This window comes from Candidatus Pelagibacter sp. (genome assembly GCF_052049995.1).
GTDB lineage: Bacteria > Pseudomonadota > Alphaproteobacteria > Pelagibacterales > Pelagibacteraceae > Pelagibacter.
This window is the reverse complement of sequence record NZ_JBNGYX010000007.1, coordinates 25,691-46,386: the sequence shown is the minus strand read 5'-3', so window position 1 is coordinate 46,386 and position 20,696 is coordinate 25,691. Positions and strand designations below refer to the sequence as shown.

The 20,696-nt window shown below is 29.4% G+C and carries 17 protein-coding genes and 3 tRNA genes; 17 read left to right on the top strand and 3 right to left on the bottom strand.

Annotated elements, in window-relative coordinates; genetic code table 11:
* The 7 genes from ACTT9Y_RS06110 to ACTT9Y_RS06080 all read left to right on the top strand — a co-directional run.
* Window positions 1-1,343 (top strand): TrkH family potassium uptake protein (locus ACTT9Y_RS06110; protein WP_440933475.1); only part of this gene is annotated, 1,343 nt, incomplete at its 5' end.
* Window positions 1,344-1,370: 27 nt separating this feature from the next.
* Window positions 1,371-1,447: transfer RNA gene (locus tag ACTT9Y_RS06105), tRNA-Arg, on the top strand.
* Window positions 1,448-1,624: 177 nt separating this feature from the next.
* Window positions 1,625-2,665, top strand: coding sequence for an amino acid ABC transporter substrate-binding protein (locus ACTT9Y_RS06100; RefSeq protein ID WP_075484502.1), 1,041 nt, complete (start codon window positions 1,625-1,627; stop codon window positions 2,663-2,665).
* Window positions 2,666-2,734: 69 nt separating this feature from the next.
* Window positions 2,735-3,880, top strand: coding sequence for an amino acid ABC transporter permease (locus ACTT9Y_RS06095; RefSeq protein ID WP_440933476.1), 1,146 nt, complete (start codon window positions 2,735-2,737; stop codon window positions 3,878-3,880).
* On the top strand, window positions 3,881-5,323 hold the full coding sequence (locus ACTT9Y_RS06090; protein WP_440933474.1) for an amino acid ABC transporter permease: 1,443 nt from the start codon (window positions 3,881-3,883) through the stop codon (window positions 5,321-5,323).
* Window positions 5,324-5,326: 3 nt separating this feature from the next.
* Window positions 5,327-6,061 carry an amino acid ABC transporter ATP-binding protein gene (locus ACTT9Y_RS06085; RefSeq protein WP_440926819.1) on the top strand — a complete coding sequence of 245 codons (735 nt, stop codon included), beginning with the start codon at window positions 5,327-5,329 and terminating at the stop codon, window positions 6,059-6,061.
* Between the two features lie 190 nt (window positions 6,062-6,251).
* Window positions 6,252-6,623: a helix-turn-helix domain-containing protein gene (locus tag ACTT9Y_RS06080; protein ID WP_075504160.1), complete on the top strand. Its 372-nt coding sequence runs from the start codon at window positions 6,252-6,254 to the stop codon at window positions 6,621-6,623.
* A 61-nt stretch (window positions 6,624-6,684) separates the two neighbouring features.
* Here ACTT9Y_RS06080 and ACTT9Y_RS06075 read toward each other — a convergent pair.
* Window positions 6,685-6,760: transfer RNA gene (locus ACTT9Y_RS06075), tRNA-Asn, on the bottom strand.
* 49 nt (window positions 6,761-6,809) lie between these two features.
* Window positions 6,810-6,883 (bottom strand) — tRNA-Cys (locus tag ACTT9Y_RS06070).
* A gap of 124 nt (window positions 6,884-7,007) precedes the next feature.
* On the opposite strand from ACTT9Y_RS06070, the gene ACTT9Y_RS06065 reads away from it, so the two are divergent.
* From ACTT9Y_RS06065 to phoB, 10 genes are all read left to right on the top strand, one after another.
* Complete coding sequence (locus ACTT9Y_RS06065; protein WP_440933473.1) at window positions 7,008-9,635, top strand: valine--tRNA ligase; 2,628 nt, start codon at window positions 7,008-7,010, stop codon at window positions 9,633-9,635.
* The gene (gene ilvD, locus ACTT9Y_RS06060) at window positions 9,635-11,353 is read left to right on the top strand and encodes a dihydroxy-acid dehydratase (RefSeq protein WP_440933472.1); all 1,719 of its coding nucleotides are present in this window, start codon (window positions 9,635-9,637) and stop codon (window positions 11,351-11,353) included. The genes ACTT9Y_RS06065 and ilvD overlap by 1 nt, the downstream gene beginning before the upstream one ends.
* Entirely contained in the window at window positions 11,353-12,558 is a 1,206-nt protein-coding gene (locus ACTT9Y_RS06055; RefSeq protein ID WP_440933471.1) for a sugar phosphate nucleotidyltransferase, read from the top strand. The genes ilvD and ACTT9Y_RS06055 overlap by 1 nt, the downstream gene beginning before the upstream one ends.
* Window positions 12,558-13,715: an ATP-binding protein gene (locus tag ACTT9Y_RS06050; RefSeq protein WP_440933470.1), complete on the top strand. Its 1,158-nt coding sequence runs from the start codon at window positions 12,558-12,560 to the stop codon at window positions 13,713-13,715. The genes ACTT9Y_RS06055 and ACTT9Y_RS06050 overlap by 1 nt, the downstream gene beginning before the upstream one ends.
* A 107-nt stretch (window positions 13,716-13,822) precedes the next feature.
* Window positions 13,823-14,842 carry a substrate-binding domain-containing protein gene (locus ACTT9Y_RS06045; protein ID WP_440933469.1) on the top strand — a complete coding sequence of 340 codons (1,020 nt, stop codon included), beginning with the start codon at window positions 13,823-13,825 and terminating at the stop codon, window positions 14,840-14,842.
* A 112-nt stretch (window positions 14,843-14,954) separates the two neighbouring features.
* A complete protein-coding gene (gene pstC, locus ACTT9Y_RS06040) occupies window positions 14,955-16,358 on the top strand; it encodes a phosphate ABC transporter permease subunit PstC (RefSeq protein WP_075484532.1) in 1,404 nt (467 codons plus the stop codon).
* A complete protein-coding gene (gene pstA / locus ACTT9Y_RS06035) occupies window positions 16,351-17,613 on the top strand; it encodes a phosphate ABC transporter permease PstA (protein WP_075484534.1) in 1,263 nt (420 codons plus the stop codon). The genes pstC and pstA overlap by 8 nt, the downstream gene beginning before the upstream one ends.
* Window positions 17,613-18,374: a phosphate ABC transporter ATP-binding protein PstB gene (gene pstB, locus ACTT9Y_RS06030; protein ID WP_440933468.1), complete on the top strand. Its 762-nt coding sequence runs from the start codon at window positions 17,613-17,615 to the stop codon at window positions 18,372-18,374. The genes pstA and pstB overlap by 1 nt, the downstream gene beginning before the upstream one ends.
* A gap of 3 nt (window positions 18,375-18,377) precedes the next feature.
* Window positions 18,378-19,070 carry a phosphate signaling complex protein PhoU gene (phoU, locus tag ACTT9Y_RS06025; RefSeq protein ID WP_440933467.1) on the top strand — a complete coding sequence of 231 codons (693 nt, stop codon included), beginning with the start codon at window positions 18,378-18,380 and terminating at the stop codon, window positions 19,068-19,070.
* 1 nt (window position 19,071) lies between these two features.
* Window positions 19,072-19,752, top strand: a complete 681-nt coding sequence (gene phoB, locus ACTT9Y_RS06020) for a phosphate regulon transcriptional regulator PhoB (RefSeq protein WP_440925305.1) — start codon at window positions 19,072-19,074, stop codon at window positions 19,750-19,752.
* An 8-nt stretch (window positions 19,753-19,760) separates the two neighbouring features.
* Here the strand turns inward: phoB and ACTT9Y_RS06015 are convergent, their stop codons facing one another.
* Complete coding sequence (locus ACTT9Y_RS06015; protein WP_440926825.1) at window positions 19,761-20,642, bottom strand: phytanoyl-CoA dioxygenase family protein; 882 nt, start codon at window positions 20,640-20,642, stop codon at window positions 19,761-19,763.
* Between the last annotated feature and the right edge of the window lie 54 nt (window positions 20,643-20,696).

The following is a 20,696-nucleotide window of genomic DNA, read 5'->3' as shown; positions in this document are numbered from 1 at the left end:
TAAATATTATTTATTCATACTATTTTAATTTATATCTAAATCTAAACACATATTATTTTAGTTTAGTTATTTCTGCAGTTATTGGAATAATTTTTTATAAAATTAAAACTGATTCCAAAAAACCCTCAATATTTGAAAAAATACTAACCGTTTTATTAGGATACGTTTTAATGCCGTTGATTTTATCAATTCCTTTTTATTTAAGTATTTATAATTTATCTTTTTTAAATTCTTTATTCGAGGCAGTTTCAGGATTTACTTCAACAGGTTTTACTGTTTTTGAAAATATTAAACATATCGATCAAGGCTTAATTTTATGGAGATCATCAATACAATGGATAGGTGGATTGTATTTTTTATATTCAATTATTTTTTTAATTGATATTTATGACGAAAGTTTAAAAAAATCTTTAACTAATTTTTTATCTTTTAATTCTACTGAGATTTTAAAACAATCAATTAAAATTCTTTTGTTATACTCAGGATTAACTATATCAATTTTTATTATTCTAAATATTCTTGGAATAAGATCATTTAATTCACTAAATCTAGCGATGACAATAATTTCTTCAGGGGGATTTCTTCCTGTAAATGAACTTTCATCAATTTTAATAAATGATTTTCAAATAATTATATTTTCTTTTTTAATGCTGATTTCTTTTTTTAGTATTTTTTTTACATACAATTTAATTTTTTTAAGAAATAAAAATTTAAATTTCTTTTATGAAGATATACATTTATTTTTATATTTTATTGTAGTTGTGAGTATATTTTTTGTTTTCTTTAGTTATGATGCAAATTTCATATTCAGTTTTTTATCTTTAGTAAGTAGCATTTCTAATATTGGTATTTCTCTTGAAGTTGATCAAGCTAACCTACATTTTATATATATCTTACTTGTAATTATTGGCGGATCTTTTTTTTCCACAAGCTCAGGTTTAAGGTTTTTAAAAGTATATTCTTTAACTAAATATTCTATTAATCAAATTCTTTCTTTTAGTAGGCCAAAAAATGTATTTATGAATAAATTAGTTTTTTCTAAAATTAATTTTGATAATAAAGACATAAATAAATATTTTCTAACAATATTAATTTTTGTTATTTCTCTTTTTTCTTTAACTATCTTACTATCATTGTCCAACATTCAATTTGAATACTCATTTAAATTAGCTGTATTGACATTGATGAATACAGTTAATTCATCTGCTTATGGTATATCGGACTTTGATTTTCAAAATTTGCACTTTTTAACCAAATATTTTCTCATATTTTTTATGATTATCGGAAGGGTTGAACTGTTATCTTTATTGTTGATTGCTAAAAAATTCCTTTTTAAAAATTAATTTAGTATTATATATACAATAAATTTTGCGCCCTTAGCTCAGCTGGATAGAGCATCGGTTTTCTAAACCGAGGGTCGTAGGTTCGAATCCTTCAGGGCGCGCCATTTCTTAGTTTTTAACGCATTAATCATATATAATTTTGCTTGACGAGAATTTGGATTAAATCTGATTACTATATTATTTTTTCTTGAACACTATTTTCTAACATGCTTAAATTAAGAATATTCAAAAGTAATTTTGAATTATTTGTTAACAAATAAAAATAACATAAAGGAAGAATAATGTTTAAATACTTAAAACAATTAACTTCTTTAGTTGCTATGGTTGCAGTGTTGTTTACTTTTACAACAGAAACTATGGCTGCTAAAAAATCTAAAACACTTAAAAACACTCAAAAGAAAGGTTTTGTAAGATGTGGAGTATCTCAAGGTCTTCCAGGATTTTCTAATGCTGATGCAGCAGGAAATTGGACTGGTATTGACGTTGATGTATGTAGAGCGGTAGCTGCTGCAGTGCTAGGTGATGCAAACAAAGTTAAGTTTACACCATTAAGTGCTAAAGAAAGATTTACAGCTTTAACTTCTGGTGAGATTGATATCTTATCAAGAAACACAACTTGGACTCTTTCTAGAGATGCTGATATCGGACTTACTTTCGTTGGAGTAAACTTCTACGATGGTCAAGGTTTCATGGTCAGAAAAAGTTCTGGTATTACTTCAACAAGCCAATTCAAAGATGGTATCTCAGCTTGTACAAACATTGGTACAACAACTGAGTTAAATATGAGAGACTTCTTTAACTCTAAAGGAATTTCTTATGAGCCAGTTGCTTTCGAAAAAGCTGATGAAGTTGTAGCTGCTTATGATGCTGGTAGATGTGATACATACACTACTGATAAATCAGGTCTAGCTGCACAAAGAACTAAAATGTCTAACCCAGATGAACACATTGTATTACCTGAAACTGTTTCTAAAGAGCCTTTAGGACCAGTTGTAAGACAAGGTGACTCAGTATGGGAAGATATCGTTAGATGGTCTTTAAATGCTATGATCGAAGCAGAAGAGTATGGAATCACATCTGCAAACGCAGACTCAATGAAAACTTCAGATAACCCAGCCGTTAAAAGACTAGTTGGTGCTGAAGGTGAATTAGGTGCTGCTTTTGGTCTAGACAATGAGTGGAGCTTAAGAATTATTAAGCAAGTTGGTAACTATGGTGAAAGCTACAAAAGAAATATAGCTGACACTGGAATTTTACCTGATAGAGGTCCAAATGAATTATGGACTAAAGGTGGAATTCTTTATGTACCACCTGCAAGATAATTGCACATTTAACTAATTAAAAAGGGCTAGATTTTTCTAGCCCTTTTTTTTATAAGCGTTCAAATGGACCTGAAATTACAAAAAATCATTCCCCAATTAATTACCGTTTTAGTTGTAATATTAGTTTTTGGATTTTTTACATATAACGCCCAAATCAATATGGAGAATAGAGGTATTGATTTTGGATATGGGTTTCTTTCTCAAGAGTCATCTTTTGATGTTCAGTTTTCTCTTATTGAATATGATGGGTCACATTCATATTTTAGAGCTTATTTAGTTGGTTTACTTAATACTATTTTAGTTTCTGTAATTGGAATTATTATTGCAACAATTTTAGGTGTTATTGTTGGTGTTGCAAGACTCTCGCCTAACTATTTAATAAATCAGTTTGCTGCTTTTTACGTAGAATTCTTTAGAAACATCCCATTACTTTTACAAATATTTTTTTGGTATTTTGCTGCTTTAAGAGCTCTACCATTGCCTCAGGATGCGGATGCGATATTAGGTGTTTTTTTCTTAACGATTAAAGGTTTATATGTTCCAGCATTTGTTTGGGAAAATCTTAATGTATTTTTATATTCAATAATTGCAGCAATAATTGCAATAGTTGTAATTAAAATTCATGCAAGAAAAGTTCAAGAAACGCAAGGTAAACAATTACCAGTATTTTGGATATCAGTAGGTTTAATTTTTATATTACCTTTGCTAAGTTTTTTAATAGGTGGTGTAAGTTTATCATTTGAAATTCCTAAATTAAAGCAATTAGCTGCTACATCATTTAAATATGAAGGTGGTATAAGTTTACCCCCTGAATTAATAGCTTTAACTTTATCGCTGGCATTATATACAGCAACTTTTATTGCTGAGTGTGTAAGAGCTGGAATTCAAGGTGTAGGTAAAGGTCAAAAAGAAGCAGCTGCATCAATTGGATTGAATCCTAACCAAGTTTTAAAATTAGTTGTTATGCCACAAGCATTAAGAATTATTATTCCACCAACAACAAACCAATATTTAAATTTAACTAAGAATTCTTCATTAGCTGCTGCAATTGCTTATCCTGATCTAGTACTAGTTTTTGCAGGAACTGCATTAATGCAAACTGGTAAAGCGATTGAAATAGTTTCAATAACGATGTTTACCTACCTAAGCCTAAGTATTTCAATTTCAATTCTTATGAATTGGTACAATAAAAAAATTGCTATTAAGGAAAAATAAATGTCAAAAATTAATTTTTTAAAACCAAATAAAGATAATTTGACTACCTATTTATACATGGGTTCATTTTTATTTGTTATTAGTGTTATTGATGTTTTTCTTAATTCATTCTTTAGTTTAAACATCACTGGATTTTTACCTCAATCATTAAGCTTTATAATTCCAATTATATTAGGTTTTATAGGACTGTATTTTATTAGAATTGAACACAGTGGTAATAAATTTCTAGATCAAGTAAATAAAAATATTAATACAAGTAATTTTAATGCAATCTTATCCCTATTAATTATATTTGTAATTATTAAATCAATACCACCAGTTTTAAGTTGGTTCGTGGTTGATGCAAGTTTTGCTGGTGATAGTAAAGATGTTTGCTCAGGCACTGGTGCTTGTTGGACTTACATAAAAGTCTGGTTTAGAAGATTTATGTATGGAATGTATCCAAATGCAGAACAGTGGAGAATAAATTTATCTTTTATTGCCTTAGCTCTTTTAGGTTCTGTAGGATATTTTGCTACAGAAAAATTTAAAAAATATTTAACTTTATATTATGTTGTAATTTATCCATTTATTGCATTCCTATTTATTTTCTTCTTTATATCAGGTGGTCCTGTATTTTTTGACTTTTCTTACGGAATAATCGCAGCGGTAATTTCAATAATTATTGGTTTCTTTATTCCAAGTAAATTTAAATTTTATTATTTTATATTTGTGCCAATTACTCTTTATATCGCTTTAAAATATTTCATCTTTTACGAGGAATTAATTGAATTAGGTAAACTTGATGGATTAAATTGGGTCGAAACTGGAGCTTGGGGAGGATTATCACTTACATTTATAATTTCATTTTTCTGTTTAATTTTCTGTTTTCCTATAGGAATGGCATTTGCTCTTGGTAGAAGATCAGATTTTCCATTAATAAGATATATATCAATTGGTTTTATTGAATTTTGGAGAGGCGTTCCGTTAATTACAGTTTTATTTATGTCTGCTGTGATGTTTCCAATGTTTTTACCTGCAGATTTTTTTATAGATAAATTGGTGAGATGTATAATAGCTATTTCTTTGTTTGAAGCGGCTTATGTTGCTGAAGTTATTAGAGGAGGTTTACAAGCATTACCACGTGGTCAATACGAAGCTGCAAAATCATTAGGTATGGGATATTGGAGAATGCATATATTTGTAATTCTTCCTCAAGCTTTAAAATTAGTAATTCCAGGTATTGCTAATACTTTTTTAGCTTTAGTTAAAGATACTCCTCTAATATTTGTAGTTGGTTTACTTGAAATAGTAGGAATGTTAAATTTAGCCAAAACTAATCCAGAGTGGTTAGGTTTTGCTATGGAAGGCTATGTTTTTGCTGCAATAATTTTCTGGATTATTTGTTATGCAATGAGTAAGTATAGCTATAATCTAGAACAGAAATATAAAACAGAGCGATAAATTATGTCTGAAAGTATTATTCAAATAAAAAATGTAAATAAATGGTTTGGTGATTTTCAAGTTTTAAAAGATATTAATCTAGAGGTTAAGCCAAAAGAAAAAATTGTTGTTTGTGGCCCATCAGGATCAGGTAAATCTACATTAATTAGATGTATCAATAGATTAGAAGAACATCAGCAAGGTGATATTATTGTTGATGGAAACACTTTAACTGAAGATACAAAAAATATTGAACAAATTAGAGCAGAAGTTGGAATGGTATTCCAACAGTTTAATTTATTCCCTCATTTATCAATTGTAGATAATTGTACTCTTGCACCAATTTGGGTAAAAAAAATGCCAAAAAAAGAAGCTGAAGAATTGGCTTTAAAACATTTAGAAAGAGTTCAAATTCTTGATCAAGCACACAAGTTTCCTGGTCAATTATCAGGTGGTCAACAACAAAGAGTTGCCATTGCTAGAGCACTTTGTATGGAACCAAAAATAATGTTGTTTGATGAGCCTACATCAGCTCTTGATCCAGAAATGATTAAAGAAGTTTTAGACGTAATGGTTGATTTAGCAAACCAAGGTATGACAATGATAGTTGTTACTCATGAGATGGGATTTGCTAAAGAGGTAGCTGATGAGGTTATTTTTATGGATGAAGGAATGATTGTTGAAAGAGCTGAAACAAAAGAGTTTTTTGCTAACCCTAAGAGTGATAGGACCAAGCTGTTTTTAAGTCAAATACTGTAAAAAATATATTAATTTAAGGCAATAAATTTAGATTAAAGCAATCTAAATATGTTTATTTTCCATTCAACTAATGCTTGACAGTATTTTGATTATTTCAAATTTCTTACAAAAAAAAATAAATTTTTCTATTGCAGTAACATTAATAAATAGGTTGAATGAGCTTTATAAAATTTAATTAAGAGGGGTCTTAATGGAAGATAATTTCAATAAACACTTAGGCAACAAGCTTAAGCTAAGAAGATTAGCTTTAGGTTTAACTCAAACTAAAGTAGCAAAAGCAATTAATGTAACATTTCAACAAATCCAAAAGTATGAGAAAGGGACAAACGGTGTAAGTTCGATAAGATTACTTCAACTTGCAAATTATTTAAAAGTTCCAATTAATTATTTCTTTGAAGATTTTTCAGAATATTTAGTTAATTTAGAAAAATCACAGGAAGGTCACATGAATGTTAATTATAATTTTTTAGTAAAATTATATTCAGAACTTAATGCTGATCAAAAATTAAAATTTAATAAATCTTTACAAATTTCAGGTTCAGGAATTTCAAAAGCAGTTTAATTAAAATTTAATTAAGACCCTAGTAGAGTTTAATACAAAGTTTATTTTAACATTTTATTTCTGGCTCCTCGGGCAGGACTCGAACCTGCGACCAATTGATTAACAGTCAACTGCTCTACCAACTGAGCTACCGAGGAATGTAAAAAGCCAACTTACTTTTTTTTATAACTAAAACAAGAATTTTTTTGGAGGCAACGCCCGGAATCGAACCGGGATACAAGGATTTGCAATCCTCTGCGTAACCATTCCGCCACGTTGCCATCTTATTTTTAACTAATAGCTACAGATGCCTTTTTATAATAAATTTTTTCTATTAGTCTATTAAATAACGATCCAAATTGATTATTGTTAATTTAGATTATTAAATTATAAACTTTAAAATCAATGAGTAGCGAGAAATATATACATTCTGATGTAGAAAATAGAATTTATTCTTATTGGGAAAAAAATGGTCTTTTTAAACCTAGAGAAAATTCAAAAAAATTCTCAATTGTAATTCCTCCACCAAATGTGACAGGTAGTTTACATATGGGACATGCACTTAATAATTCTATTCAAGATTTGTTAGTTCGTTATCATAGGATGAATAATTTTGAAACTTTATGGCAACCAGGTACAGACCATGCTGGAATTGCTACACAAGCATTAGTAGAGAAAAAATTGACCTCTGAAAAAATTGATAAAAATGAAATTGGTAGAGAAAAATTTATTGAAAAAGTTTGGGAATGGAAAGAGCAATATGGAGACATCATTATTAACCAATTAAAAAAACTTGGTTGTTCTTGTGATTGGTCGAGAAATGCCTTCACAATGGATGAGAATTTATCTAAGTCAGTAATTAAGGTTTTTGTAGATCTTTACAACAAAGGTCTAATCTATAAAGATAAGAAATTAGTTAATTGGGATACAGTTTTAAAAACAGCTATTTCAGACCTAGAAGTAGATCAAAGAGAGGTAAATTCTAAAATTTATTTCATCAGATATCCAATAGACGGTACTGAAGAATTTATTACAATTGCAACAACAAGACCCGAAACTATGCTTGGTGATACAGCTATAGCTGTAAATTCAAAAGATGAACGATTTAAATCCTTTGTTGGAAAAACGGTTACCATTCCAATTGTTGGAAGAAAAATAAAAATTATTGAGGATGACTATGCAGATCCTGAACAAGGAACTGGAGCATTAAAAATAACTCCTGCTCATGATTTTAATGACTATGAAGTTGGTCAAAGAAACAATCTTGAAATTATAAATATTTTCACTGAAGCAGGTAAAATAAATAAAAATGCCCCACAAACTTACGTAGGTCTGGATAGGTCTGAAGCAAGAAAAAAAATTTTGCAAGAACTTAAAGAAAAAGAATTTTTTGTAAAAGAGGAGAATATAAAAAATAAAGTTCCTTATGGGGATAGATCTAATTCAATAATTGAACCTTTCTTAACAGAACAATGGTTTGCTGATGCAGGTAAATTATCTATTAAAGCTAAAGAAGTTGTTAATTCAAAAAAGACAAATTTCTTTCCTGAGAATTGGTCAAAAACTTATTTTCAATGGATGAATAATATTGAGCCATGGTGTATTTCAAGACAACTTTGGTGGGGACATCAAATTCCTGCCTGGTATGGTCCAGATAAAAAAATTTTTGTTGCAGAAAATGAAAATGATGCAAAACAACAAGCAAAAAAACATTACGGTAAAGATGTTAAATTAAATCGTGATCCAGATGTTTTAGACACTTGGTTCTCATCTGGCTTATGGCCTTTTGCTACACTTGGTTGGCCAGATGATAATAACTATGTAGATAAATTTTATCCAACATCAGTATTAGTTACAGGCTTTGATATTATATTTTTTTGGGTAGCTAGGATGATTATGTTTGGAACTGAATTTTTAAACAAAGAACCTTTTAAGGATATTTATGTTCATGCGTTAGTTAGGGATGAAAAAGGGCAGAAAATGTCTAAATCGAAAGGAAATGTAATTGATCCTTTAGATTTAATTGAGAAATATAGTGCAGATGCACTTAGATTTACTTTACTGTCAATGGCTTCACCAGGAACTGATGTTAAGCTTTCTGAGGATAGAGTAAAAGGTTATAGAAATTTTTTAAATAAATTATGGAATGCAAATAATTTTTTAATCACTAATGAATGTGATTTTAAAGATATAGAAAAAGTTCCAAGTTTAAATTTAAATATTAACAAATGGATTTATTCAGAACTTGTTGAAACTAAAAACAAAATACAAAAAAACCTTGAAGATTATAGATTTGATGAAGCTGCTAAAAATGCCTATCAATTTGCATGGCATTCGTATTGTGATTGGTATTTAGAACTATCTAAAACTATACTCTTTTCAGATGATGAAAAAGCTAAAGCAGAGGTAAAAAAAGTATCATCTTTTGTATTTAAACAAATTTTAATTTTACTACATCCTTTTATTCCTTTTGTAACTGAAGAAATCTGGCTCAAAAATAAATTTGATAATGACGGTAGTGATTATTTGATGCTTAAAAATTGGTTATCTGGAGAAATAAACAAGGATAGTAGCACCGAACAAGTTGAAAATATCATCAACATTATTTCAGAGATTAGATCATTCAAAAATGAGTTAAATGTAAGTCCAGGTTCATTTATTGATGTCTCAATAAGCAATATTAATAAAAATCAAAAAGACTTTATTAATACAAATGAAATTATTCTAAAAAAACTAGGAAGAATAAACAGCATATTAGATAAGGATTTAGATAAACCAGCTGCGACAATGGTTGTTTCTGGTGATTTGTTTAAGATTTATTTTGATAAAGATGTTGATTTAAAATTAATAAAAGAAAATTTAACAAATAAACAAAGTAGATTAGAGCAAGAGATGAATAAAATATCTCAGAGATTGGAGAATAAGAGTTTTGTTGATCGAGCTCCAAAAGAGATTGTTGAACAAGAAAAAAATAATTATAATAATTTAAAGAATGATATTGAGAAAATATCAGTAACAATAAAGGGTATATAATGGCTAAATTCAATAAAAAGAAACTTCCAAGCAGACATACATCATTAGGAGCAGACAGGGCTCCACATAGATCGTTTTACTATGCTATGGGAGAAACTGAGAAAGATGTAGCAAAACCTTTTGTTGGCGTCGTTTCCACATGGAATGAGGCAGCTCCTTGTAATATTGCTCTAATGAGACAGGCTCAATCAGTTAAAAAAGGAGTTAGAGCTAATGGTGGAACCCCAAGAGAATTTTGCACAATTACTGTAACTGATGGTATTGCAATGGGTCATGAAGGAATGAAGTCATCATTAATATCCAGAGAAGTAATAGCAGATTCTGCTGAACTTACGGTAAGAGGCCATTGTTATGATGCTTTAGTTGGTATTGCAGGATGTGATAAATCCTTACCAGGTCTAATGATGTCTATGGTTAGACTGAATGTACCAAGTGTATTTATATATGGTGGATCAATCCTTCCAGGCAAATATAAAGGAAAAGATGTAACAGTTGTGGATGTATTTGAGGCGGTTGGAAAACATTCAACAGGTCAAATGTCTGCTGCAGAACTTAGAAAATTAGAATTAGTTGCTTGTCCTAGTGCAGGTGCTTGTGGTGGACAATTTACTGCAAATACAATGGCATGTGTGTCTGAAGCAATTGGATTAGCATTACCTTATTCAGCAGGAACACCAGCTCCATATGAAGAAAGAGATAAATACGCAAAAGCTAGCGGTAAAACAGTTATGAACCTTTTGAAAAAAGGAATTAAACCAAGAGATATTGTTACAAGAAAAGCTCTAGAAAACGCTGCAACAGTTGTTGCTGCAACTGGTGGATCAACAAATGCAGGATTACATTTACCTGCTATTGCGAACGAAGCAGGTATTAAATTTGACTTAATGGATGTTGCTAAAATTTTCAAAAGAACACCTTATCTTGCAGATTTAAAACCAGGTGGAAAATATGTTGCAAAAGATATGTGGTTAGCAGGTGGTGTTCCAATGTTATTAAAAACTTTATATGAAGGCGGATATATTCATGGTAACTGCATGACTGTTACTGGAAAAACTATGAAGGAAAATTTAAAAGAAATTAAATTTAATCCAAAACAAAAAGTAATGAGATCTTATAAAAATCCATTATCAACAACAGGAGGTGTTGTTGGATTGAAAGGAAATTTAGCTCCAGAGGGTGCAATTGTTAAAGTTGCAGGACTTAAAAAATTACAATTTACTGGAAAAGCAAGATGCTTTGAAAATGAGGAAAGTGCAATGAAAGCTGTTCAAAGCAAAAAGTATAATGATGGTGATGTAATTATAATTAGATACGAAGGACCTGTCGGAGGCCCTGGTATGAGAGAAATGTTATCGACAACAAGTGCAATTTATGGACAGGGAAAAGGGGAGAAAGTAGCCCTTATTACTGACGGTAGGTTCTCTGGAGCCACTAGAGGCTTTTGTGTGGGTCACGTAGGCCCTGAGGCCGCTCTAGGGGGTCCTATAGGCCTTTTACGTACAGGTGACATCATTGATATCGATGCTAAAAAAGGAACAATCAACGTAAGACTTTCTAAAAAAGAATTAGCTACAAGAAAAAGAAAATGGAAGGCTAGAAAATCAGATTTTGGATCTGGTACTTTATGGAAATATGCACAAACAGTTGGACCTGCGTATTTAGGTGCACCAACTCATCCAGGTAAGAAAAAAGAAGTTAAGGATTATTCAGAAATTTAATGAAAATTCGTCCAGTTATTTTATGTGGAGGTGCTGGAACTCGACTTTGGCCAAATTCTAAAAATCATCAAGCAAAGCAGTTTATTGATTTTGGTAATTGGACTTTACTTGGAAAAACACTTGAGAGAACTAAAGCATCAATTTACGACCCTCCAATTATTAGCACTAATAAGAAATACTTAAGCAAAGTAAAACAGCATTTAAGAAAAAACAAAATAAATAAATATAAAATTGTTGTAGAACCAGCTAAAAGGAACACTGCACCAGCTATTTTAAGCACTGCTTTAATTAAAGATATTCCAGACCATCAGCCTTTAATATTTTTTACAGCAGATCATCTGATTGAAAAAATGAGTATTTTTAATAAGGCAATAAACAAAAATAAATTAAATCTAAATAAAGAAAATATATTTGTTTTTGGAATTAAACCTAAATCTCCAACTAGTGATTATGGTTATTTTTTAACTAAAAAAATTAAAGGAAATATTAATAAAGTAACAAGATTTATTGAAAAACCAAAAGAAGCTAAAGCAAAACAAATTATAAAGAATAAAGGTTATTGGAATTCAGGGATGTTTTATCTCCGAAAAGACTCCATTATTAATAACTTTAAAAAATATCAACCTAAAACTTATAAAAATTGTGTAAATGCAGTTAATAAAGCAAAATATAAAGCTAATACTTATCGCTTAAATAAAGCTTCATTTATAAAAGCAACCGCCAAATCATTTGATTATGCAATTCTTGAAAAAACCAAACAAATTAACGCTATCAAATTAGATATACCTTGGTCAGATCTTGGTAGTTGGAAAGAAATTCTGAAGATGTATGACAAAAATAAAAACAAATATATAAAGAAAAAAAATGTGTATTACCGTCCATGGGGCAGATACACCAATTTATTTGAAGGAAAAGAATTTTTAATAAAAGAACTATATGTAAAACCAAAAGGAATCTTAAGTTTACAAAAACACCATCACCGAGCTGAACATTGGTTAGTCACCCAAGGTAATGCCAAAATAACGCTTAATAAAGATATTATAATTAAAAAACCTGGTGAACATATATTCATTCCGTTAGAGGCAATCCATAGAGTTCAAAACTCAGGAAAAAAACCTGTAAAAATTGTTGAAGCTCAAGTTGGTTCAATTTTGAAGGAAAGTGATATTGTTAGATATCAAGATGTATATGGTAGAGTGAAGTAATGGAGTTATTAACAATAATTTTATTAGTAATAATTGTTCTTCTTACTTATCTATTATTAAAAAAAGAAAAAGTATTAGGTATTAAAACTGAAACTAAAGATAATAATGATCAAATTAAAGTTGTAGAAAATAAAGACTATAGAAAAAATATTTATGATTTATTAAATTATATTCCTGAAGGAATAATAATTTTAGATAAAGGTAAAAAAATTCTTTTTAGCAACAACTCTGCTAATAAATTATTTCAGATAAAACTAGATGAGAATATAAGTGGCTTTTTAAGAAACCCTGATCTTTTAAGTTCAATTGATAAATCATTTGAGGGTAACAATATTTCAGATCTTGAAATTGAAATTAGAAATCAAGCTGTTCAAAGATTAAATATAACAATTTACCTTGACCAGAATAATCTATTTTTTGATGAAGTATGTTGTGTCTTATTCATAAGGGATTTAACTGAATTCCATAAATTCCAACAATTAAAATCTGATTTTGTAGCTAACGTATCACATGAGCTTAGAACACCTCTACAATCCATTAAAATGGGACTTGAAACATTTGAAAATAATTCAGATTTAAAAAAGAATTCGGAAGTAACTAATTTATTACCAGTAATGAGCTCTCAATCTGAGAGAATGGAAAATTTAATCAGAGATTTATTGTCATTATCTAAAATTGAATTACAGGAACATATACGACCAACACATGAAATAGATCTTATAGAATTGATTGATTATGTTATTAAAACTTATGAAAAAATAATTAGTAAAAACAATATTAGTATTAAATTTAACAAAACTGATAATTTTAAAATAATTGGTGATAGGGATAAATTAATAGAAATTTTTACTAATCTTATCGATAATTCAATTAAATACAGTGATAAAAATAAAGAAATTACAATCACTGCTAAAAAAGATGGTGGGTTTAATACTGTTTCAGTAGCAGATCAGGGAATAGGTATTCCAAAAGAATCTATACATAGAATCACTGAGAGATTTTTTACTGTTGATCCGAGTAAAAGTCGAAGTGTAGGTGGTACGGGTCTTGGATTAGCGATTGTAAAACATTTAGTCTCACAACATAGAGCTGAGATGGACATTAATAGTGTTGAAAATAAAGGAACTACAATAGATATCAAATTTAATCCTTTGTAATTCAACTAAAAAGTTAGTCGTTGTAACAAAAGTTTAACCTTCCTTTAATAAAGTATTTAAGAATCAGAATTATTTAGTTTTGCATTATGAATTTAACAAGGAGAAATATGAATAAATTAACAAGTATATTTATAGGCTTTCTTTTAGTAATTGGTTTTACGACATCAAGTTACTCAAGAGATCAAATCAAAATAGTGGGGTCATCAACTGTTTACCCTTATGCAACAGTAGTTGCAGAAAAGTTTGGTAAAAGTGGAAAATTCAAAACACCAGTTATTGAAAGTACAGGAACAGGTGGTGGAATGAAATTATTCTGTGCTGGAGTTGGTGCTAATCATCCAGATATTACTAATGCTTCAAGAGCAATTAAACCTAAGGAAAAAACTTTATGTGAAAAAAATGGAGTTTCCGAAATTATTGAAATTGTAGTAGGCAATGATGGAATTTCATTTGCACATGCTGTTAGTGCTCCAGATGCAGATTTTACAAAAGAGCAATTGTGGAGAGCTTTAGCTGCTAAAGTTGATGTTGATGGTAAACTTGTTGAAAATCCATACAAAAAATGGAGTGATATAGATGCAAGTCTTCCTAATAAAAAAATTGAAATTTTAGTTGCTCCTCCAACTTCTGGTACTAGAGACGCATGGAATTCTCTTGTAATGGTTAAAGGATGTACAAAAACTGCTAAATCTTTATTTGGTGATAAAGCTAAAAAAGAATGTGCTAAAATTAGAGAAGATGGTTACGCTGTAGAAGCAGGTGAAAATGATACTTTAATTGTACAAAAACTTACATCTAACCCTGATGCTTTTGGTTTTTTTGGTTATAGTTATCTAGTTGCTAATAAAGATAAGGTTAAAGCATCCTCTGTTGAAGGAGTTCAACCATCTTTAGAAGGTATTCAAGATTACTCTTATCCGATAGCAAGACCCTTGTTTTTTTATGTTAAAAAAGCTCACATAGGTGTAATTCCTGGCATTCAGGAATTTTTAAAAGAGTTCACTTCTAAAAAAGCTATGAGTAACAGAGGTTACTTAGCGAAAATAGGATTAGTCCCTTTAGCATCTAAAGAATACCAAATAACAAGAACAGCTGCTTTGGATTTAAACACAATAAGTATCAAATAAATTTAAACTTATCCCCAATAAAAGGCCAGTAAATACTGGCCTTTTATTTAATTTCAATTTCAGAGTTAGTTTGTAACAAAAATGTAACATTTAAAAGTTATAGAAACCTCGAATGAACTTCGTTCTAATATTTTTAATAACAATATTTTCTCTATCATTATTTTTTTATGGAAGATCAAAAACTAAAAGTATTGCAATCGAAAAAAATATTAAATTAAATGCATTACCTAAATTTTATGGATATTACCTTGTTTTATGGTGTTCAATTCCTTCTCTAGTTTTTTTATTAATATGGTCATTATTTGAGCCTGTAATAATTAAATCAATAATAATTGAAACTGCAGCAAATCAAGGGGCTATTTTTAATGACAAAAATGAAGCTAATTTAATTTATGAAAAAATCAAAGCTATTCATTTAGGAACTTATTTTGGTGATATTGACAGTATTTTAAGAGAAAGTGCACTTGCTTATGCAAAATTTATTAATCTTTTTACAAATTCAAAAGTTGTACTAATTTTTGCTATAGTAATAGTATCGGTAATTTATTCCTTAAAAAAAATTAACAAAAATAATAAAGCAAGAGATGATGTAGAAATTATATTAAAAGGCTTATTGTTTGTATCATCTCTTATTGCAATTTTAACAACACTAGGAATAATTTTTTCATTATTATTTGAAAGTATTAAATTTTTTTCTGTAATTAATATTTTTGATTATTTATTTGGAACAAATTGGAGCCCACAAAGAGCTTTTGTAAGAGATGCCTCTTCAATTACTGCAGCAGAATTTGAAGAATTAAAGGATGCTTTCGGTTTTATTCCTTTAATTGCTGGAACAACTTTTATTGCATTCATAGCAATGTTAGTTGCAGTTCCAATTGGACTTTTTTCAGGAATTTATATGGCAGAATACGCCTCATTAAAAATTAGAAGGATTTCAAAACCAATAATCGAAATTTTAGCAGGTATTCCAACTGTTGTTTATGGTTTTTTTGCAGCTTTAACAGTTGGACCTTTTTTTAGACAAATTGGAGAAAATTTTGGTTTAACAGTTTCATCAGAAAGTGCTTTGGCAGCAGGATTGATAATGGGTATAATGATCATACCGTATGTCTCATCCTTATCAGATGATGTAATTAATTCTGTCCCTCAATCACTTAGAGATGGTTCATATGCAATTGGTGCTACAAAATCTGAAACAATTAAAAAAGTAGTTATACCTGCGGCTTTACCGGGAATAATAGGTTCTATTCTTTTAGCAGTCTCAAGAGCAATAGGTGAAACTATGATCGTTGTGATGGCTGCGGGTCTAGCTGCAAACCTTACTATAAATCCTCTTGAATCAACCACAACAATCACAACTCAAATAGTTATGATTTTAGTTGGTGACCAAGAGTTTGATAGCCCTAAAACACAATCTGCATTTGCTCTAGGGTTAACATTATTTATTGCAACCTTAATTTTGAATTACATTGCTCAAAGAGCTGTTAAAAAATATCGAGAAAAGTATGACTAAAGAACAAAGACTTAAGAAAAGACATAATGCAGAAAAAAGATTTAGGTTTTATGGTCTAGCATCAATTTTTTTCGCTTTGTTATTTGTTTTGATTTTAGTGCATAACATTTTTTCTAAAGGTAGTTCTGCATTTATGAAAACAGCAATAAATGTTGAGGTTTTCTATGATAAAGACCTTCTTGAATTGGAACCTGGGGCATCCGAAGAAGAAATATTAGAGGCTGACTTTTTTGATATTACGATAGAAAGTTTGCTAAAGGTATATCCAGCAAAAAACATGGATGAAGAAGATGCGCTTATAGAACTTTTTACAACTGATGCTGAAATTGAAATAAAAAAAGCTTTTTTAAATAATAAAAATTTAATCGGTAAAAAAATTAATTTAGAAATCACGGCCTCAGATGATATTGATCAATTACATAAGGGGAATTATCCAAGAGATTTACCTGAAGACAGGAGAAGAATTTCCAATTTCCAGTTAGAAATTTATGATGTCTTAGTAGAAAATAAAACAATCACTAAAAATTTTAATAATTACTTTTTTAAAAATGGAGACTCAAGAGATCCAGAAATAGCTGGTATAGGTGGTGCTCTTGTAGGTTCTTTTTATAGTATTTTAATTTGTTTATTATTGGCATTCCCAGTAGCAGTATTAGCTTCGATCTACCTGGAGGAATTTGCACCTAAAAATAAAATCACTGATTTCATAGAAATAAATATTAATAACTTGGCCGCTGTACCTTCAATTGTTTATGGTTTATTGGCTCTTCAAATACTTCTAGCTACAATTCAATTACCAAGATCTACTCCTCTGGTAGCTGGTATCACTTTGGCGCTTATGACCTTACCTAGAATAATAATTCCTTGTAGGGCTTCTTTGAAGGCGGTACCGCCATCAATAAGAGAAGGTGCGTTAGCAGTAGGTGCATCAAAATTTCAATCTGTATTTCATCATGTAGTTCCTTTAGCTTTACCTGGTACTTTGTCAGGAACTATTATTGGATTAGCACAAGCATTAGGAGAAACAGCTCCATTAATTTTGATAGGAATGGTAGCTTTTGTTGTTGATATTCCATCAACACCAATTGATCCTTCTTCATCTTTACCCGTACAAGTCTATTTATGGTCAGAATCTGCTGAGAGAGGGTTTGTTGAAAAAACATCAGCCACTATTATGATGTTATTAAGTTTTTTGATTGTAATGAATTTTTTAGCAGTATACTTAAGACAAAAATTTGAGAAAAGATGGAACTAATGAATAATGTAAAAATAAAATCTAAAAATCTAAATGTCTATTATGGAGAAAAACAAGCTTTGTTTGATGTGAATTTAGATTTAAACGAAAAAGAAGTTACTGCTTTAATTGGGCCATCAGGATGTGGAAAATCTACCTTTATTAGATGTATTAACCGCATGAACGATGTAATCGATATTTGTAAAGTATCTGGAAAAATTGAAATAGATGGTGTTGAAATCAACGATAAAAATTTAGATGTAGTATCTTTAAGAGAAAGAGTAGGAATGGTTTTTCAAAAACCAAACCCATTTCCAAAAAGCATATATGATAATATTTCTTATGGTCCAAAAATTCATGGAAAAGGTGAAACTAAAAGTGAATTAGATGAAATCGTGGAAAATAGTTTAAAGAAAGCTGCATTGTGGGAAGAAGTTAAAGATAGACTCGATGAACCTGGAACTGGTCTTTCTGGTGGTCAACAACAACGTCTTTGTATTGCTAGAGCAATTTCTGTTAATCCTGAAGTTATATTAATGGACGAACCTTGTTCTGCTCTAGACCCTATTGCAACGGCAAAAATTGAAGAATTAATTGATGAACTAAAAAAAACTTACACTATTGTAATTGTGACGCATTCAATGGCACAGGCAGTTAGAGTTTCGCAGAAAACAGGGTTTTTTCACCTTGGTAAATTAATCGAAGTAGGCAAAACAGAGAAAATTTTTAAAAATCCTGACAATAAAATGACACAAGACTATATTACAGGTAGATTTGGATAAATTATGAGCAATGAACACACAGTAAAATCTTATGAAGAAGAATTAAGGCACTTAATAGACTCTGTTATAAAAATGGGAAGTCTAACCGAATCTCAATTAGTTGATTCAATGGATGCGGTAATTAAAGTTGATAAAGATTCAATTGATAAAATTATTAAAAGTGATGATGAAATAAATAAATTCAGATCTAAAATTGATACTCAAATAATGACATTGTTGGTAAAGAGAGCGCCAATGGCAATTGATTTAAGAGAAACAATTAGCTCATTAAAAATATCTCAAGATTTAGAAAGAATTGGAGATTTGTCTAAAAGTAATGCAAAGAAAGTTAAACCTCTTCCATTAGATTTACCTGAGGAACTTTTAGGTAATTTAAAAAGACTAGGTGATTTAGTTATAAAGCAGTTAAATGATGTACTCGATAGTTATGTTAACAAAAATTATGATAAAGCAAAAGAAGTGTGGGAAAAAGACGAACAAGTCGATGACCTTACTTATATTGCTATGGAAAGTGTAATTGATTTTCTCTCTAAAGATAAAAAGAATTTAGACTTTTCAACACATTTAATTTTTGCAACAAAAAATCTTGAAAGAGCAGGTGATCATATAACAAATATTGCCGAGTCAATATGTTTTTTAATTAAAGGTGAATATTTAAAAGGAAGCAGACCTAAAGGAAAAGTTATTCAGCAATAAAATGAATGGCAAAATATTTATTATTGAGGACGAACCTTCAATAATTCAATTAGTTCAACATAATCTAGAAAAAAATGGTTTTATAGTTTCATCATCAGTAAATGGCAATGATGGCTTAAAAGAATTAAAAAAATTTCAGCCGGATTTACTTTTATTAGATTGGATGCTGCCTGATCTCTCCGGTATTGAAATTTGTAAAAATATTAGAAAAGACAATAGTATCAAAAATTTACCTGTAATTATGTTAACCGCTAAAGGCGAAGAGGAAGATAAAATAAAAGGTTTAGATAGCGGTGTTGATGATTATTTAACTAAACCATTTAGTTTTAATGAGCTTATGGCTAGAATTAAAGCTGTTTTAAGAAGATCTAACCCTAACACTGTATCTGATAATTTAGAGTTTGAAGATTTAGTTTTAGATAGGATTGAAAAAAGAGTTTACAGAGATAAAAAAGAAATACAACTTGGACCTACGGAATTTAGGTTACTAGAATTTTTTTTGGTAAATCCAAAGAGAGTTTATTCAAGAGATCAGATTTTAGAAAATGTTTGGCCCAACAATATAAATGTTGAAAGCAGAACTATTGATGTTCATATCAGAAGATTAAGAAAATCAATTAATATCCAAAATAAAAAAGAACTTATAAGGACTGTAAGATCCTCTGGTTATTCTCTAATTTAAAATTTAATCTAATTTTTTTGAAGTTCGTAGATAGAAACATAATGTTTCTTCTTAGGCAGTGGGATTATGGTTGGAACTTTAGTCAATCTTGGTTTTATTGATTTATTTCCTACAATGATATTTTTATCATAATTTTCTAAATCAACTTCAGGATGAGGGTTTCCATCATTGATTAATGGCCACGCATCACAAGCTCTATAACCAAATAAAATTAAGGGTCTTGAGTTATTCATTTGATTGTGCCCAGACCCATGAACTGATCTACAATGAAAAAATACTACTGTTCCAGCCGTTCCAGTTATGGAAACACTATCCTTAGTTCCTATTTTATTTTTCTTAGTGTCTATTTTTCCAACAAAATAATTTTCTTTGCTGTGGTGGCTGTACAATTTCTTTTTGTGTGAATTCTTTATTATTTTAAGTGGCCCATTTTTTTCGTAGCAATCATCTAAATATATGCCAACTGTAATTAAATCATCGTTTGTATGTGGGTAAAAAGCCCAATCTTGATGCCATCCAATTTCACTACCTTTTTTCTTATTAGGAAGCTTAAAATTTAATTTACCTAGATGAAATCTAACTGTTCCACCTAACAATTTTTTAGCTATAGATATAATTCTTTTATCTCTAGATAATTCATAGAAAACTTTATGTCTGTTCTGAGGATTATTTAGTCTTAAAATTTCTTTATTTTTTGAAGAACCTGAATTGTATACAAAATGGTAATTATTATAGGATTGAGTTCCATTTGCACCATTAGTTTTTTTTCTTTTTTTTTCTTTTGAAATTACTTCATTAACAATTTTATTAATTTTATTTATCTTTGCTTGAGAAATTAGATTTTCTTTAACAAGAAAGCCATTTTTTTTATATAAATTTAAATCATTCATATAGTCAGATTATGAAAGAAAATAAATCTTCTTTAAAATAAATACAATGTTTTT